Source organism: Dyella sp. OK584 (assembly GCF_057787755.1).
Genome location: NZ_CM173542.1, coordinates 2,054,241 through 2,069,707, shown reverse-complemented (window position 1 = coordinate 2,069,707; position 15,467 = coordinate 2,054,241). Strand labels below are relative to the sequence as shown.

Here is a 15,467-nt window from a genome sequence, read left to right as displayed (position 1 = left end):
TCGCAGGAATCTGCACGCCGGCTACGTGGCGTTCAGCCACCGGGCCAGGTCAGCTGTCGCTGCTCGAACTCGAACTCGAACTCGAACTCGGTGCGGGTGCGGGTGCGGGTGCGGGCGCAGGTGCCGGAGCGCTGCCGTCGCCGGCCAGGTTGCGCTTCTTGTCGCCTTCCTTCTTGAAGTCGGTCTCGTACCAGCCGCTGCCAGCAAGGCGGAAGCCCGGTGCGCTCAGCCGCCGCTTCACCTCGGCCGCGTCGCACGCGGGGCAGACCGCGGGATCGGGATCGGACATCTTCTGCAGGCGGTCGAAACGGTGACCGCAACTATTGCATTCGAATTCGTAGATGGGCATGTGAACTCCGGATTTCGGCCGCCACTGGACAGGGATTTCTCCGTCCATGAGGGGCGGCAACCAACCATTATCGAGGCGAACGGGACAAATTCAACGCCCGGCGCACTTTCCGCACCACGCAGGGGGTTTTCGTGCACCGATGGACAGCTTCCCATGTCATCGCATTTGGACGTCCAAACGGTTCTTCCGGGAGATCAGGCATCCAGGGCCAGGGCAACCAGTACCGCGGCTTCGACCAGTTCGGTCAGCGCGCCGCATGTGTCGCCGGTCATGCCGCCCAGACGGCGCATGCATGCCAGTCGCCAGGCAGCGAACACAACCAGCGTCACCAACAGCGCACGCAAACCAGGCCAGCCGGCACACAGGCCGAGGACCACCGCAAACACCAGACTGGCGACGCAGGCGGGCCGCGACGCGCTCACCAGCGCACTGCCCAATCCCCCGCTACGCACGTAGGGAGTCACCGTAAAAGCTGCCGTCAAGACGGCGCGCGCCAGCAGGGGCGCCAGCCACAGGGCCACGGAAGGATGCGGCAGGCTGGCCAGCGCGGCGAACTTCACCAGCAACACCAGCACCACCGCGGTCACACCCATCGGGCCGCTGCGCGGGTCTTTCATGATAGCCAGCGTGCGCTCGCGGTCGCCCAGCCCGCCGACCCAGGCGTCCGCGCTGTCGGCGAGGCCGTCCAGATGCAGGCCACCCGTCACCGCCACCCAGGCAACCAGCAACAGCGAAGCAGTCAGCATGGGGGATGCCCCTGCCAGCAACCACGCCAACCCCCACAACAATCCGCCGATCAGCAACCCGACCGCCGGATACCACGCCAGCGAGGACGACGGCCGGCTATCGCCATCGAACGCCCTCGTCGGCAGCGGCAACCGGGTGAGGAATCCGATGGCAGTGAGCAGGCCCCGCATTACGCGCTGACCTTTCCTGCGGTGGGTGTCGCCCAGGTCAACGAGTGCAGCGAGGCATGCGGCACGTCGATGTTCGCCATGTCGCCGAAATCGCGACCTTCCGCTTCGCATCGCAACAGCCTGATGGCGCCGCCATGAGTCACCACCAGCACACGTTGCGATTCGGCTCCGATGGCAACTTCGTCCATCGCGGCGCACAACCGGTCCCGGAACGCCTTGAACGTTTCCGCACCGGGTGGCGGACAAGCCACCGGGTCTGCCCAGAAGCGTGCCAGCGCATCGCCCTGTTCCTTTGCAAGTGTTTCGACGGGTACGCCCTGCCAGTCGCCAAAGTGGTACTCGGCCAACCGTGGGTCCACTCGCAACGGCACGCGCCGTGCGGCGGCCAGGTCATGCGCGAAATCCGCGCAACGTAGAAGCGGCGAAGTCACGATGGCGTCCCAGCCGCGTCCGAAAATCGCTGCGCGCAACTGCGTCCAGCCCAGCGCGGTGAGGCTGTCGTCCAGTTGTCCGCGATAGCTTCGCTGACCGGTGTCGCCGTGACGGAGCAGGTCGATGCCGATGTGTTTTCCAGTCATGCGCCACTCACCCCCGCCTGAGCGAAAGTGGCCATGCGCGAGTGCAGTTCACAGGCCAGGCGCATCAGCGGCACGGCAGTTGCGGCGCCGCTGCCTTCGCCCAGGCGCAGGCCCAGGTCAAGCAGCGGGTCGGCTACCAGCGCGGCCAGCAAACGTGTGTGCCCGCGTTCGCGCGAGCGGTGCGCGAAGAACATCCACTCGCGGCAGCCCGGATTGATACGCACCGCGGCCAGCGCCGCTGCGGTGGTGATGAAGCCATCGACAAGCACCGGAATCCCGCGTTGCGCCGCCGCGATGTACGCGCCGCTCAACGCAGCAATCTCGAAACCGCCCACGCGGCCCAGCCACGCCAGCGGGTCATCGTCCGACGGATACAAGGCCAGCGCGCGCTCGATCACCGCCGCCTTGTGTTCGATGCCCGCCGCGTCCAGTCCCGTGCCTGCACCCGCCAACGCCACCGGCGATTCGCCCAGCAATGCGCAAGCCAGTGCGGCTGCCGCCGTGGTGTTGGCGATGCCCATTTCGCCACCGATGAACAGCTGCGCGCCGGCCGCATGTGCCGCGGCTGCGCTATCGGCACCGGCGCGCAATGCCAGCTCCAGCTGCGCGGCACTCATCGCCGCCTGTTCGCAGAAATTGTTCGTCTGCGGCGCGATGATCGCGCGCCGCACGTTGGGCAGTTCGCCCGGGTCATTTACCGTGCCCAGGTTCACCACTTCCAGCATGGCGCCCAAGGCGCGCGCGAGCACGCTGATGGCGGCACCACCGTGCGCGAAATTGCGCACCATCTCTCCGGTGACGACTTGCGGAAACGCCGACACACCTTCCGCCGCCACGCCATGGTCGCCGGCGAACACACTGATCCACACCTGTTGCACCGAAGGCAGCGTCGTGTGTTGCAGTCCCGCCAGGCGAACCGCCAGCGTTTCAAGCGCACCCAGCGAACCCGGTGGCTTGGTCAATTGCGCCTGATGCTCGCGGGCGCGTTGCTTGCACTCCTCATCGATGGCGAAACATGGTTCAACTAGCCAGTCATGGCTCATGCAAGACTTCCTTTGAGAGTCAGCGGCAGCCCTGCCGCAACGAACAACACCCGTTCACACTGGCTGGCGAGTGCCTGGTGCAACCGGCCGGCTTCGTCGACGAAGCGGCGCGTCAACTCGCCCAGCGGCACCACGCCAAGGCCAACTTCATTGCTGACCAGCAGCACCTGGCCGGTCAGCGATGGCAAAACTTCAAGCAGTGCGTCGCGTTCCTGCGCGAAGCGCATCGGGTCTTCAGCGCCAAGCAGATTGCTCAGCCAGAGCGTGAGGCAATCGACCAGCACACAACGCCCGGGACGCGCATGCGCCTGCAGCGCCGCGGCCAATGCCAATGGCTCTTCCACGCTTTGCCAGTGCGGGGGACGGCGCGCGCGATGATGAGCGATACGCGCCGCCATCTCGGCGTCATGCGCCTGCGCCGTGGCGATGTAGGTCACCTCGTGTCCCGACTCCACGGCCAGCCGTTCGGCCAGTGCGCTCTTGCCCGAACGGGCGCCACCGAGAATCAGGGTGCGCATGCGGATGCTCCATGCCTGCTTTGAAGCAGGCGCAGCAATGACGAGGTATCCAGGTGTGCCTCCACCGCGTCGGCCAGGCGTTCGATGCTGGCTTCGCGCAGCTCGCGCATGTCGAGCGGTGCCGCTTCGCGCAAACCGGCCCAGGCCAGCAACGCGCCCAACGCCTGCGGTTCGTCGAACAAACCGTGCATATAGCTGCCCAGCACCTGCCCGTCCGGCGACAGCGCTCCATCAAGCCTGCCGCCATCGAGCACGCTCAACGGTTGCGCTAGTGCATCACCACGACTGACGCCGCAGTGGATCTCGTAGCCGCTCACGCGCACATCTCCCAGGACCAGTTTCCCCTCCACGCGACGCAATTGCTTGCGTCCCTCCAGCGTGGTCTCCATCTCCAACCAACCCAGTCCTTCGCTCGAGCCCGGCTCACTCTCGATGCCCTGCGGATCATGCACGAACCGCCCCAGCATCTGAAAGCCACCGCAGATGCCTATAAGTTTGCCGCCGTAGCGTAGATGCCGCGTGATGGACTCGACCCAGCCATGCGCCCGCAGCCACGCCAGATCCGCGCGCGTCGACTTGGAGCCCGGAAGCACGATCAGGTCGCAAGCGGGAGCTGGCTCGCCGGGTCCCACAAAACGAAGCTCCACGTCGGGATGCGAGCGCAAGGCATCAAAGTCGGTGTGATTGCTGATGCGTGGCAACGCGGGCACCGCCACCCGCAGGCGGGCATCCGCTTTGCGCGGCATGTCACGCGGCAACGCATCTTCTGCCTCAAGTTGAAGCCCATGGAGATAAGGCAGTACGCCAAGCACTGGCTTGCCGGTTTCGCGCTCCAGCCATTCGAGGCCCGGTTGCAGCAGCGAGATGTCGCCACGGAAGCGGTTGATGACGAAACCCGCCACGCGTGCGCTTTCGCTATCGGAAAGCAGGGCCAGCGTGCCAACCAGATGCGCGAACACGCCACCTCGATCGATATCGGCGATCAACACCACGGGACAGTCCACCGCTTCGGCGTAGCCCATGTTGGCGATGTCGCGATCGCGCAGATTGATCTCAGCGGGACTGCCAGCACCCTCAACGATCAACGCCTCGTACTGCGCCACCAGGCGGCCATGCGATGCGAGTACTGCATCCATCGCGATGCGCTTGTAGTCGTGATAGAGGCGCGCATCCATGTTGCCGATGGCGTGTCCGTGCACGATCACTTGCGCACCGGTGTCGCTGTTGGGCTTGAGCAGCACCGGGTTGAAATCGGTATGTGGCGGCACGCCGGCCGCCTGGGCCTGCACTGCCTGCGCGCGACCGATCTCGCCACCGTCAACGGTCACCGCCGAGTTGAGTGCCATGTTCTGCGGCTTGAACGGCGCCACGGCGACACCACGCCGATGAAGCCAGCGACACAGGCCCGCGACGAGCGTGCTCTTGCCTGCGTCGGAAGTGCAGCCTTGTACCATCAGTACACCGGCACTCATGGTGAACACCCCTTCAGGCCAAGGCCGCGCAATGCCTGGCCGAGCCGATGGAAGGCAAGCTCATCTCCGGGCAAACCGAAGCGCAGGCTGCGAGGCTCATGGAACAGGCGAGTGAGGATGCCTTGCGCCGCCATCACGCGATGAACATCGTCGGCACGATCGTCTCGCCACCACTGGAAGAATGCACAACCGCCCGTGGGCGTCATTCCGTGTTCCGCCAACAGCGAGGACAAGCGAAGGCTGCACACTTGCAGGCGTTCGCGCGCCACAACATGCCAGGCATGGTCAGCCAGGGCCAGCTTGAGCACATGACGGCTTGGCCCACTCAACGTCCATGGCCCCAGTCGCTCGCGCAAGGCGTCGAGCAGCGTTTCACTGGCGCCGACAAAACCCGCACGTGCACCAGCCAGTCCGAAGAACTTGCCCGAGGAACGCAATACCACCAGCCCTTCGCGCCAGGATTCCGCACACAGGCTGTCGGCAGGCGTCGCATCCATGAAAGCCTCGTCCACGACAAGCCAACCGCCGCGCGCAACCAGTTGCTGATGGCAATCCATCAGCGCGCCACGACTGAATCGCTCGCCGCCCGGATTGTTCGGATGGATCAGCACCACCACATCGAAACGCCCGGTCTGTGCCAGCAATGTGGATGCCGGCAGACTGTCCACCACATGACCGGCACGACGCCATGCATGGGCATGCTCGTTGTAGCCCGGCGCAATCACGCCAACCCGCGATGCCGGCCGCAATGCCGGCAAGGCCTGAATGGCTGCCTGTGAGCCAGCCACCGGCAGCAGACGCGGCGCACCGTAATACGCGCACGCGGCCTCTACCAGGCCATCGTCGTCTTCCGGCAGACGCGTCCAGGCCGATGCGGGAATGGACGGCGCCAGCCACGCGAACGGACTGATGCCGGTAGACAGGTCCAGCCAATCCGCAGGCGCGATGCCGAAGCTGCGTGCGGCGTGCAGCAGACGGCCGCCGTGTTCAAGCATGGAAGCCTCCCGACCATAGCCCGTAAAACAGCAACGCCACCGCCAGCCACGCCACCACACTTCTCTGTACCAGCCGCAAAGCGCGTCTGATCGCGTTCGCATCGGGCGGCTCGCCTTCGCCCAGCATCGGGCGCGGCTCCCATACGCCGTCATAAGGCGCAGCACCGCCCAGGCTGATGCCAAGTGCACCAGCACCGGCAGCCATCACCGGACCCGCGTTGGGGCTTTCCCACTCGGGCGCCTGGGTACGCCAGCAGCGCCACGCGCGTGACGCATTGCCCAACAGCACATAGCTGATCGCCGTCAACCGCGCGGGCACGAAGTTGAGCACGTCATCGATGCGGGCCGCCGCCCAACCGAACTGTTCGTAGCGCGCCGTGCGATAGCCCCACATGGCATCGAGCGTATTGGCTAGCCGATAGAGCACCGCGCCCGGTGCACCCAGTACAGCGAACCAGAACAGCGCACCGAATACGGCATCATTGCCGTTCTCCAGCACCGACTCGGTAGCCGCGGCGGCTACCTGCTGTTCGTTCAGCGAGCCCGTATCGCGACTGACCATGCGCCCGACCGCGTCACGGGCGCGGTCCAGATCGCCGTCTGCCAAAGCTCGCGCTACGGGCATCGCGTGGTCGCCAAGGCTGCGCAATCCGATAGCGAGGTACAGCACTGCCACGTCGAATACAAACGAAAGCCAGCTAGCCGTCGCACGGAGCGCCACGACGACCAGCCAGGTCATGGCCACCAGCGGCAGTACGACGAGACACCAGGCGAATACTCCTGCCATCCGCCGATTGGCATGCACACGCGATTCGATCCGGACGGCCAGACGTCCGAACATGACCAGGGGGTGATACCGCCGCGGCTCACCCAACCAGGCGTCGAGCAGCACCGCGGCGACCATGACAAGCGCGCCGCTCACGGCAGGAATAGTCCCGTGGCCGCGTATGGATCGGACGGAAAGTACGCGTGCATGAAACTTGCCGTCATGCGCTGGCGACGATACACGCCTTCGCGGCTTGGGCCGCCGTCCGGGTTGACTGCCATGGCCAGCGGCGGCAGCGCAATCTCGGCGTGCGCGTAGTGGAACGTATGCCCACGCAGCTCACCTTCAGGCAAGGTGATCGATTGCAAGCCAAGACCGCCCAGGCGCGACTGCATGGCGGCGCTGCCTGGCAGCAGGCCCGTCATCGCAAAGCTGTCACCATCGCGACTGGCCAGCGTATCCAGTGCGTAGAGCATGCCGCCACACTCGGCGAGCAGCGGCCGGCCAGCGTCGACGTGTGCATGCAATGCCAGGCGCAATGCGTCGTTGTGTGACAGCGCGGGCAGATGCAGTTCCGGATAGCCACCCGGCAGCCACACGGCATCGCAGTCGGGCAGTGCATCGCCGGCCAGCGGTGAGAAGAAGCGAAGCTCCGCCCCCGCTTCGCGCAACACGTTGAGGTTGGCCGGATACAGGAAGCAGAACGCCGCATCGCGAGCGATGGCGATGCGGCAACCGCGCAGACGTGGCGCTACCGGTGCAGCAAGTGCTTCGGGAAATGCGATCGGTGGCGGCAGGTCCGCCGTGGCATGAGTGGCCCAGGCCTGAGCCAGCGCATCGAGCCGCGCGTCGATGTCTTGCAGCTCGCCGGCAGCCACCAATCCCAGGTGACGCTCAGGCAAGGCCAATGCGGCATCGCGCGGCAGCGCACCCAGCCAGCGCAACTCAAGCGGCAGGCTGCCTGCCAGCAGTTGTGCGTGATAGGCGCCACCCACGCGATTGGCCGCGACACCATAGACGCGCAAGCCATCTCGATAGCGCGCCAGTCCCAGCGCCACCGCGCCGAAGGTCTGCGCCATCGCCGAGCCGTCGATCACCGCCAGTATCGGCAGGCCGAAGCGCTGGGCGAGATCGGCGCTGGACAGGCCACCGTCGAATAACCCCATCACGCCTTCGACCAGGATCAGGTCCGCTTCGCCCGCCGCCTCGTACAAGCGCGCACGGATGTCGTCCTCGCCATTCATCCAAAGATCGAGCTGATACACCGGTGCGCCGCTGGCCCGCTCCAGCACCATCGGATCGAGAAAGTCGGGCCCGGTCTTGAACACCCGCACGCGCTTGCCGGCGCGTGTGTGCCAGCGCGCCAGTGCTGCGGTTACCGAGGTCTTGCCCTGCCCGGAGGCAGGCGCGGAAACCAGCAAGGCGGGGCAATGGCGGGTGCACTCAGTCATCGGTGATCCTGTTCTTCCTCGTTGCCGTCAATTTTTCACCGCACACGAAGTGGGTGGCGTTCGATTCGACTGCCATCCCGGCGTCCTTGCGCATCGCTAAAGCTCGATGCCCTTCTGCGCCTTGATGCCCGCCTGGAACGCATGCTTGACCAGACGCATCTCGGTCACCGTATCGGCCAGATCCACCAATGCGTCGGGCGCGCCGCGCCCGGTGACCACGACGTGCTGCTGCGGCGGGCGCGCACTCAATGCATCACACACGCGAGCCACATCGATATAACCCTTCACCAACGCGATATTGAGCTCATCGAGCAACACGAAGTCGTAACGGGCATCGGCAAGCATCGCCGCGGCCACCTGCCACGCGGCTTCGGCGGCCTCGATGTCGCGCGCCTTGTCCTGCGTTTCCCAGGTATAGCCCTCGCCCATCACGTGGTAATCCAGTTCGTCGGGAAAGCGCCGGAAAAACGCTTCCTCGCCGGTGGAAAAGCTGCCCTTGATGAACTGCACCACGCCGCAGCGGAAACCGTGCCCCAGCGAGCGCGCCAGCATGCCGAAGCCGGACGAGCTCTTGCCCTTGCCGTTGCCGGTATTGACCACCAGCACACCACGCTCGATGGTCGCGCGGGCGATCTTGCGGTCCACCAGATCCTTCTTGCGCTGCATACGTTCGCGGTGACGCTCTTCGGCGCTCGCGGCAGGTGCCGGCTGTTCGGTTTCATTGCTCATGTTCATGCCTCTTTGTGACGGGCGGCGACGGACATGGTGGCCACCCGCACGCACACCGCGTGCACCACCAGCGCCGCGGCCACGTAAGCCAAGGTGGTGCGCACGAACAACGGACCCCATTGCCACAGACGGGCCACATATTCAGCCATGTGCGGTTGTGCGTAACGGCCACCCAGCCAGTAGAACGAGCCGTTGGAAATGGCAAAAGAGAGCGATGCAGCCACCAGTGCCACTCCGAACGCCCCCAGCAAAGTACGCGCGTTGTTGTCGATGCGCGGTGCATACCAGCGACCTGCGTACCACAGCACGGCATAGGCCAGAGGCAGGAATGCGTAAGCTGCCGTTATGCAGAAATCGCTGACGCCGGCATAGCGGATCGATGCCCAATCCAACGCGACAGCCAGCAGCACCATCAGCACAAGCATGCCGTGCCTGCGCAGATAGAGACCGCCGAGAAAGAACACGGCCATCGACGCATCCGGCAAATGCATCATGTCGCCGAAATGCTTGAACCGCGTGGAAGCCATGAGCAGTACCAGCAGCAACACCAGCACGGCAAAGCGGGAACCGGCAAACACTTTCATGTCATCACTCCTGGTCAGTGGAAAGTGCGGGGCCGGACTCACCGGCCCCGCCATACGGTTACTGCGCCGGCTGGTAGCGCAAGGTCAGCATGTAATTGCGGCCCGGCTGGTTGTAGTACCAAGCGGTCTCATAGTCCTTGCCGAATGCGTTGTTGAGCGCCAGCTGCACCTTGAGGTCGCGCGTCAACGCATAGGCCACACGCAGATCGGTGATGGCGTAGCCACCCAGCGGATGGGTATTAGCGAGATCGTCATAGCGACGGCCCGATACGTACCAGCTGCCGCCCACGCTGAAGTCACCGACGTTGCGGTCCAGATCCACCCGCGCCATCTGTCGCGCTCGACGCGGCAGCAGGTTGCCGTCGTAGCCAGCCGACTTGTCGCGCGGGTCCAGCCAGGTGGCGGTGCCGGTTGCCAGCCATCCAGCCACATGGCCGCTGACCACTGCTTCGGCACCGCGGATACGCGCGTCCTCCACATTGCCCGGCGCCTGTGTCTCGGCGTCGTAGGTGATGAGATCCTCCACCTTGTTGCGGAACGCATTGAGCGACCAGTAGCCCCAGACATAGCTGCCTCGCAGGCCAAGCTCGATGTTCTGCGACTTCTCCGGCTTCAGGTCCGGGCTGCCGTAGTACGGGTAGTACAACTCGTTGAAGGTGGGCGCCTTGAATGCTGTGCCGTAGCTGGCAGTAAGGCGCAGCGTCCGGGTGAACTCCCAACCCCACAGCAGGCTGCCGGTGTTCTTGCCACCGAACTGGCTGTTGTCGTCGCGGCGCACGCTCGCCTGCAGTGACTGGCGTCCGAAGGATTGCTGCCACTGCGCGAACAGGCCGCGATTGATGCGACTGTCGACGGCATAATCCGTCGTGCTGTCCACATCATCACGCTGCCAGTCGAAGCCGGTCGTGAGCAATCCGCCAGCCAAGCCGGTATCCGCTTGCAGCGACCCGATATCGCGGTGCGTGTCGAACCGATCGACATACACACCGTGCAGATAGTCCTTGCTGAAATCACCACTGGTGCCAAGGCTCAACGTGAACGTGAGATTTTTGCTGGGACGATAGTGCACGCGACCACCGACGACCTGGGTCGCGCTTTCGTCGGAGTCGGTGTAGCTGCCGTCGTACCAGTTGTGACCCTCGCTGCGAAACAGGCGCGCGTCCGCATCCCACTGCTCGTCAAAGCGATAGCCGCCCTGCAGGGTAAGCGCGTTGTTGCGGTAACCATCCTTGTCCGGTTGATCGGCGAAACACGCAGCACCTGCTTCGGCAGCGCCAACACGACAGGAGTTGATGCCGTGCGTCTGCTCGTGCGACGCCTCCAGCGCATACCAGCCGTTGCCGCTCTGCCCTGCCAGTCCGGCAGAACCGTTGAGATGGCTGTAACTGCCCACGCCCACGCTGAAGGAAGGCACGAACGCACCTTGCGGGCGCCGGGTAAAAATCTGGATCACGCCACCAATCGCCTCCGAACCGTACAGGCTGGAAAACGGCCCACGCACGATCTCGATACGCTCGATCTGATCAACCGGAATATCCTGCAGTGCCGCCGTGCCGAGCGTGGCGGAGCCGACCTTGATGCCGTCGACAAGTACCAGTACGTGATCGGCTTCGGTGCCACGCAGGAATGCGCTGGTGGATTTGCCCGGGCCGCCATTGTTGGCCAACGCCATGCCCGGCGTGCCTCGCAGCAGGTCCGCGAGTGACGCCGGTTGCAGACGATCGATGTCGGCGCGATCGATCACCGTCACGGCTGAAAGTGTCTGGTCCTGAGTCTGTTCGGTGCGGGTGGCGGTCACCACGACACCATTGAGATCGGTCGCGCTGTCGGCGAACGCAGGAGTAAGAAGGGTCAACAGCGCCGTTGCCAGAATGGAACGGCGGATAAGGGAATAACGGATGGCCAAAGCAATGCTCCTCAGCCGCGCCTGCCCGCGCGGATTGCATGGGATAAAGGACAGGCGGAAGGAGACTTGGCGGCCATGCGGGAGGCACGACATCCATGACTCGGCCCACCGCCAGTCTGGTCGTACCTCGAGGCCGGTCTCCGGGCTCGCGGGCGAAGACGTATGTCTTCCGGATCGACGCCTTCCCATGCACTTGGCACAGTGGCTGTGTGTCGTTCCGTCGATCCGTAATGGATCGCGCTCGCCTACCGTTGCGGGGGCAGCTCCGGAATAGGTGCATGTGCGCCGCACCGGATTCCCGTTTCAACCACCAACATCATTGCCGGCGGTCACCTCAGGCAGGGGGATGGTAGCAGACGGACGGCTGAAGTCGTTGGGGCTTGGTGGCTGGTCGTGGCGAGTTGCTGTTCAATGGACGGTGGTTTGCGCAGGGACTTGCGCTTTCGTCCTGGAGGGCTTGGTGCTCACATGTCGGAGCGCACCCTGTGCGCGACCGGGTCCTGCCTCAGTGCTGAATGTTGTCGCCAGCGTGCCGCCTGCGCAGCGGGCGTTTCAATCGCCTGCCGGCGCTCGAGTCACTTTTCTTTTGCTGGCCCAAAAGAAAAGTAACCCAAAGAAAATGGCCTGACGAGCTGGCAGCATTTCGATGGATACAAGCGATGGAGATTGGCTCCAGTTCGATGAGCTGCGTGCTACCTCGCTGATAGCGGCTACACCGCAACGCGCCGTGGCGCTGAGGGCACGCAGCGTAGCGAGGCATACAAGCGTTGCAGACTGGTGCCAACTAGCGGCGTCGTGCGCTGCCTAAGGACTGCGGCTATATCGCGGGGCGGCGGGGTATTAAAGGCTTAACGCGTGGGGCGGCGGGTCGGCTGTCATGTGGCGGAAACATCGTAGGTGCTCGCGGGACGGGATTGTGCCTTTCAGCTTTATCGCAAGATTGGCCCCTCACCCCAGCCCTCTCTCCCACAGGGACTACCTTCGGGTCGCCCGCAGGGGAGAGGGAGTTAGGCGCGAAGCAGCGTTGCTTTAAGTCCTCAGTACATCGCCGTCCCGCGGGATAGCCGCTATCCGTGAGGTAGCACGTCACTTGTCCGGCTCGCGTCGATCCTTGGGCTTGTATGCCTCGCCATGCTGCGTCCCCTCAGCGCCACGGCGCGTTGCGGTGTAGCGGCAGTCCATGAGGTAGCACGTCACTTTTCTGACTTGCACCAACCGCCATGTTTGTATCCAACACACCGCTATGAGCTCTTCAGGCCATTTTCTTTGGGTTACTTTTCTTTTGGGCCAGCAAAAGAAAAGTGACTCGGCTGCCGGCAGGCAGTCGAAACGCCCGCCGCGTAGGCGGCACGCTGGCGGAAGCATTAATACAAAAACAAAAGTCACTGGATCCCTGCTTTCGCAGGGATGACGGATAGGGAAGGCTGAGGCGAGATCGGTCGCGCTCAGGGTGCGTCCCTACAACGTACTCCCCATAAAACAAAAGCGCCCGCCCTGCCACCGCAGAACGGGCGCCCCGCCCATCTTCACCGCGCGGACATCACTCCTTGCGGAAAGTCAGATGCCCCTGCACCGCATCCACCACAACAATGTCGCCGGGCGAGAAGCGGCCTTCGAGAATCTCCTTCGCCAGCGGATTCTCCAACTGCTGCTGGATCGCACGCTTGAGCGGCCGCGCACCATACACCGGGTCGAAGCCCACGTTGCCAAGCAGATCCAGCGCCTTGTCGCCAATCTCCAGCTTAAGCCGGCGCTCGGCCAGACGCTTCTCCAGATACGCCAGCTGGATCTTCGCGATGGCACGAATCTGCCCCTTCCCAAGCGGACGGAACACCACCAGCTCGTCGAGGCGGTTGATGAACTCCGGACGGAAGTGCGCCTGCACCACACCTAGCACCGAAGCCTTCATCTGCATGTAATCGGCCTCGCTGTCGCCAGCGTGCTCCTGGATCATCTGCGAGCCGAGGTTGGAGGTCATCACGATGACAGTGTTGCGGAAGTCCACCGTGCGACCTTGTCCATCGGTGAGGCGTCCGTCGTCGAGCACCTGCAGCAGAATGTTGAACACATCCGGATGCGCCTTCTCCACTTCGTCCAACAGGATCACGCTGTACGGACGGCGACGCACTGCCTCGGTGAGATAACCACCCTCTTCATAGCCGACATAGCCCGGAGGCGCGCCGATCAAGCGGCTCACGGAGTGTTTCTCCATGAACTCGCTCATGTCGATGCGCACCATCGCGTCCTGCGTGTCGAACATGAACTCCGCCAGCGCCTTGCACAGTTCGGTCTTGCCCACGCCCGTGGGGCCGAGGAACAGGAACGAGCCATAGGGACGATTCGGATCGGACAGGCCAGCACGCGCGCGGCGGATCGCATCGGACACCGCACGCACCGCTTCGTCCTGGCCCACCACGCGCTTGTGCAGCGCATCCTCCATGTGCAGCAATTTCTCGCGCTCGCCTTCCAGCATCTTGCTGACCGGAATACCGGTCCAGCGCGACACCACCTCGGCGATTTCCTCTTCGGTGACGCGATCCTGCACCAGCTTGAAATCCTGCTTTTCGGCGGCTTGCGCGGCGGCGAGCTGCTTTTCCAGTTCCGGCAGCTTGCCGTACTGGATCTCGCTCATCTTGGCGTAGTCCTGCCGGCGCTGTGCCGCCTCGAGTTCAAGGCGCGCAGCCTCGATCTGCTCCTTAACCTTGGTGGCGCCCTGCAGTGCAGCCTTTTCGGACTTCCATATCTCGTTGAGGTCGGAGAACTCGCGCTCAAGTTTTTCGATGTCCGCTTCGAGATCGGCCAGACGCTTCTTCGATGCTTCGTCAGTTTCCTTCTTCAGCATCTCGCGCTGAATCTTCAGCTGAATCAGGCGACGCTCCAGGCGATCGAGTTCTTCTGGCTTGGAATCGATTTCCATGCGGATGCGCGAGGCCGCCTCGTCCATCAGGTCGATGGCCTTGTCGGGCAGCTGGCGATCGGGGATGTATCGATTGGATAGCGTGGCCGCGGCGACGATGGCCGGATCGGTGATTTCCACGCCGTGATGCACCGCGTAGCGCTCCTTGAGGCCGCGCAGGATCGCGATGGTGTCCTCCACGCTGGGCTCACCCACAAAGATCTTCTGGAAGCGACGTTCCAGCGCGGCGTCCTGCTCGATGTACTTGCGGTACTCGTCCAGCGTGGTGGCGCCGATGCAATGCAGCTCGCCACGCGCCAGCGCGGGTTTGAGCATGTTGCCAGCGTCCATGGCGCCGTCGGCCTTGCCGGCGCCGACCATGGTGTGCAATTCGTCGATGAAGAGAATGACACGGCCTTCCTGCTTGGACAGATCGTTGAGCACCGCCTTGAGGCGCTCCTCGAACTCGCCGCGGAACTTGGCACCGGCGATCAACGCACCCATGTCCAGCGCAAGCACGCGACGGTCACGCAAGCCTTCAGGTACTTCGCCCTTGACGATGCGCTGCGCCAGCCCTTCGACGATGGCGGTCTTGCCGACACCCGGCTCGCCGATCAGCACGGGATTGTTCTTGGTGCGACGTTGCAGCACCTGGATGGTGCGGCGGATTTCTTCGTCACGACCGATCACCGGATCGAGCTTGCCGCTCTCCGCGCGCGCCGTGAGATCAATGCAGTATTTCTCCAGCGCCTGGCGCTGCTCCTCGGCGTTTTCGCTCTGCACCTTTTCGCCGCCGCGCAACTTGTCGATGGCGGCTTCGATGTTGGCCTTGGTTGCACCGGCAGTCTTGAGCGACGCACCCAGCTCGCCCTTGTCTTCCAGTGCGGCAAGCACGAACAGCTCGCTGGCAATGAACTGGTCGCCGCGCTGTTGCGCGAGCTTGTCGGTGAGATTGAGCAGGCGCGTCAGTTCGTTGCCGACGTGCACATTGCCTTCCTGGCCGCTGACGCGCGGCAGTCGTTCGATCTGTTCGTTCACGCGCTGGCGCAATGCCGGCACGTTGACCTGCGCCTGCGTGAGCAGCGGCGCGGTCGAGCCGCCTTGCTGGTCGAGCAGCGCGGCCATGACGTGCACCGGTTCAAGCATGTTGTTGTCACGTCCGACCGCCATCGATTGCGCATCGGCCAGCGCCTGCTGGAAGCGCGACGTAAGTTTGTCCATTCGCATGGGCATGTCCCCTCATCAATAGGATCTGGCGGCCAC

General features: G+C 64.1%; 13 protein-coding genes and 1 riboswitch. All 13 genes read right to left on the bottom strand.

Annotated features, from left to right (window positions below; translation table 11 throughout):
* Positions 1-49 precede the first annotated feature (49 nt).
* Positions 50-349, bottom strand: coding sequence for an FmdB family zinc ribbon protein (locus AC3CBN_RS09135; RefSeq protein ID WP_488636487.1), 300 nt, complete (start codon positions 347-349; stop codon positions 50-52).
* A 194-nt stretch (positions 350-543) separates the two neighbouring features.
* Positions 544-1,266 (bottom strand): adenosylcobinamide-GDP ribazoletransferase, encoded by a 723-nt coding sequence (locus AC3CBN_RS09130; RefSeq protein WP_488636486.1) that lies wholly within the window; start codon positions 1,264-1,266, stop codon positions 544-546.
* A complete protein-coding gene (locus tag AC3CBN_RS09125) occupies positions 1,266-1,844 on the bottom strand; it encodes a histidine phosphatase family protein (RefSeq protein ID WP_488636485.1) in 579 nt (192 codons plus the stop codon). The genes AC3CBN_RS09130 and AC3CBN_RS09125 overlap by 1 nt, the downstream gene beginning before the upstream one ends.
* Positions 1,841-2,887, bottom strand: coding sequence for a nicotinate-nucleotide--dimethylbenzimidazole phosphoribosyltransferase (gene cobT / locus AC3CBN_RS09120; protein ID WP_488636484.1), 1,047 nt, complete (start codon positions 2,885-2,887; stop codon positions 1,841-1,843). The genes AC3CBN_RS09125 and cobT overlap by 4 nt, the downstream gene beginning before the upstream one ends.
* The gene (gene cobU, locus AC3CBN_RS09115; RefSeq protein WP_488636483.1) at positions 2,884-3,405 is read right to left on the bottom strand and encodes a bifunctional adenosylcobinamide kinase/adenosylcobinamide-phosphate guanylyltransferase; all 522 of its coding nucleotides are present in this window, start codon (positions 3,403-3,405) and stop codon (positions 2,884-2,886) included. The genes cobT and cobU overlap by 4 nt, the downstream gene beginning before the upstream one ends.
* A complete protein-coding gene (locus AC3CBN_RS09110; RefSeq protein ID WP_488636482.1) occupies positions 3,393-4,877 on the bottom strand; it encodes a cobyric acid synthase in 1,485 nt (494 codons plus the stop codon). The genes cobU and AC3CBN_RS09110 overlap by 13 nt, the downstream gene beginning before the upstream one ends.
* Entirely contained in the window at positions 4,874-5,872 is a 999-nt protein-coding gene (gene cobD / locus AC3CBN_RS09105; protein WP_488636481.1) for a threonine-phosphate decarboxylase CobD, read from the bottom strand. The genes AC3CBN_RS09110 and cobD overlap by 4 nt, the downstream gene beginning before the upstream one ends.
* Positions 5,865-6,776: an adenosylcobinamide-phosphate synthase CbiB gene (gene cbiB / locus AC3CBN_RS09100; RefSeq protein ID WP_488636695.1), complete on the bottom strand. Its 912-nt coding sequence runs from the start codon at positions 6,774-6,776 to the stop codon at positions 5,865-5,867. Before cbiB ends, cobD begins: the two co-directional genes overlap by 8 nt.
* Before the next feature lie 14 nt (positions 6,777-6,790).
* Entirely contained in the window at positions 6,791-8,089 is a 1,299-nt protein-coding gene (locus AC3CBN_RS09095; RefSeq protein ID WP_488636480.1) for a cobyrinic acid a,c-diamide synthase CobB, read from the bottom strand.
* 96 nt (positions 8,090-8,185) lie between these two features.
* Positions 8,186-8,818, bottom strand: coding sequence for a cob(I)yrinic acid a,c-diamide adenosyltransferase (gene cobO, locus AC3CBN_RS09090; RefSeq protein WP_488636479.1), 633 nt, complete (start codon positions 8,816-8,818; stop codon positions 8,186-8,188).
* A gap of 2 nt (positions 8,819-8,820) precedes the next feature.
* Positions 8,821-9,402 (bottom strand): hypothetical protein, encoded by a 582-nt coding sequence (locus tag AC3CBN_RS09085; RefSeq protein ID WP_488636478.1) that lies wholly within the window; start codon positions 9,400-9,402, stop codon positions 8,821-8,823.
* 58 nt (positions 9,403-9,460) lie between these two features.
* Complete coding sequence (gene btuB, locus AC3CBN_RS09080) at positions 9,461-11,308, bottom strand: TonB-dependent vitamin B12 receptor (RefSeq protein ID WP_488636477.1); 1,848 nt, start codon at positions 11,306-11,308, stop codon at positions 9,461-9,463.
* A gap of 114 nt (positions 11,309-11,422) precedes the next feature.
* Positions 11,423-11,660: riboswitch (cobalamin riboswitch) on the bottom strand.
* A 1,188-nt stretch (positions 11,661-12,848) separates the two neighbouring features.
* Entirely contained in the window at positions 12,849-15,431 is a 2,583-nt protein-coding gene (gene clpB / locus AC3CBN_RS09075) for an ATP-dependent chaperone ClpB (RefSeq protein ID WP_488636476.1), read from the bottom strand.
* Positions 15,432-15,467 lie beyond the last annotated feature (36 nt).

What these genes read in the sequence shown, in the direction of transcription:
- cobT (WP_488636484.1), bottom strand. Translation starts at nt 2,887, where the DNA reads ATGAGCCATGACTGGCTAGTTGAACCATGTTTCGCCATCGATGAGGAG.
- AC3CBN_RS09085 (WP_488636478.1), bottom strand. Translation starts at nt 9,402, where the DNA reads ATGAAAGTGTTTGCCGGTTCCCGCTTTGCCGTGCTGGTGTTGCTGCTG.
- AC3CBN_RS09095 (WP_488636480.1), bottom strand. Translation starts at nt 8,089, where the DNA reads ATGACTGAGTGCACCCGCCATTGCCCCGCCTTGCTGGTTTCCGCGCCT.
- cbiB (WP_488636695.1), bottom strand. Translation starts at nt 6,776, where the DNA reads ATGGTCGCCGCGGTGCTGCTCGACGCCTGGTTGGGTGAGCCGCGGCGG.
- AC3CBN_RS09125 (WP_488636485.1), bottom strand. Translation starts at nt 1,844, where the DNA reads ATGACTGGAAAACACATCGGCATCGACCTGCTCCGTCACGGCGACACC.
- AC3CBN_RS09110 (WP_488636482.1), bottom strand. Translation starts at nt 4,877, where the DNA reads ATGAGTGCCGGTGTACTGATGGTACAAGGCTGCACTTCCGACGCAGGC.
- cobD (WP_488636481.1), bottom strand. Translation starts at nt 5,872, where the DNA reads ATGCTTGAACACGGCGGCCGTCTGCTGCACGCCGCACGCAGCTTCGGC.
- cobO (WP_488636479.1), bottom strand. Translation starts at nt 8,818, where the DNA reads ATGAGCAATGAAACCGAACAGCCGGCACCTGCCGCGAGCGCCGAAGAG.
- AC3CBN_RS09130 (WP_488636486.1), bottom strand. Translation starts at nt 1,266, where the DNA reads ATGCGGGGCCTGCTCACTGCCATCGGATTCCTCACCCGGTTGCCGCTG.
- clpB (WP_488636476.1), bottom strand. Translation starts at nt 15,431, where the DNA reads ATGCGAATGGACAAACTTACGTCGCGCTTCCAGCAGGCGCTGGCCGAT.
- AC3CBN_RS09135 (WP_488636487.1), bottom strand. Translation starts at nt 349, where the DNA reads ATGCCCATCTACGAATTCGAATGCAATAGTTGCGGTCACCGTTTCGAC.
- cobU (WP_488636483.1), bottom strand. Translation starts at nt 3,405, where the DNA reads ATGCGCACCCTGATTCTCGGTGGCGCCCGTTCGGGCAAGAGCGCACTG.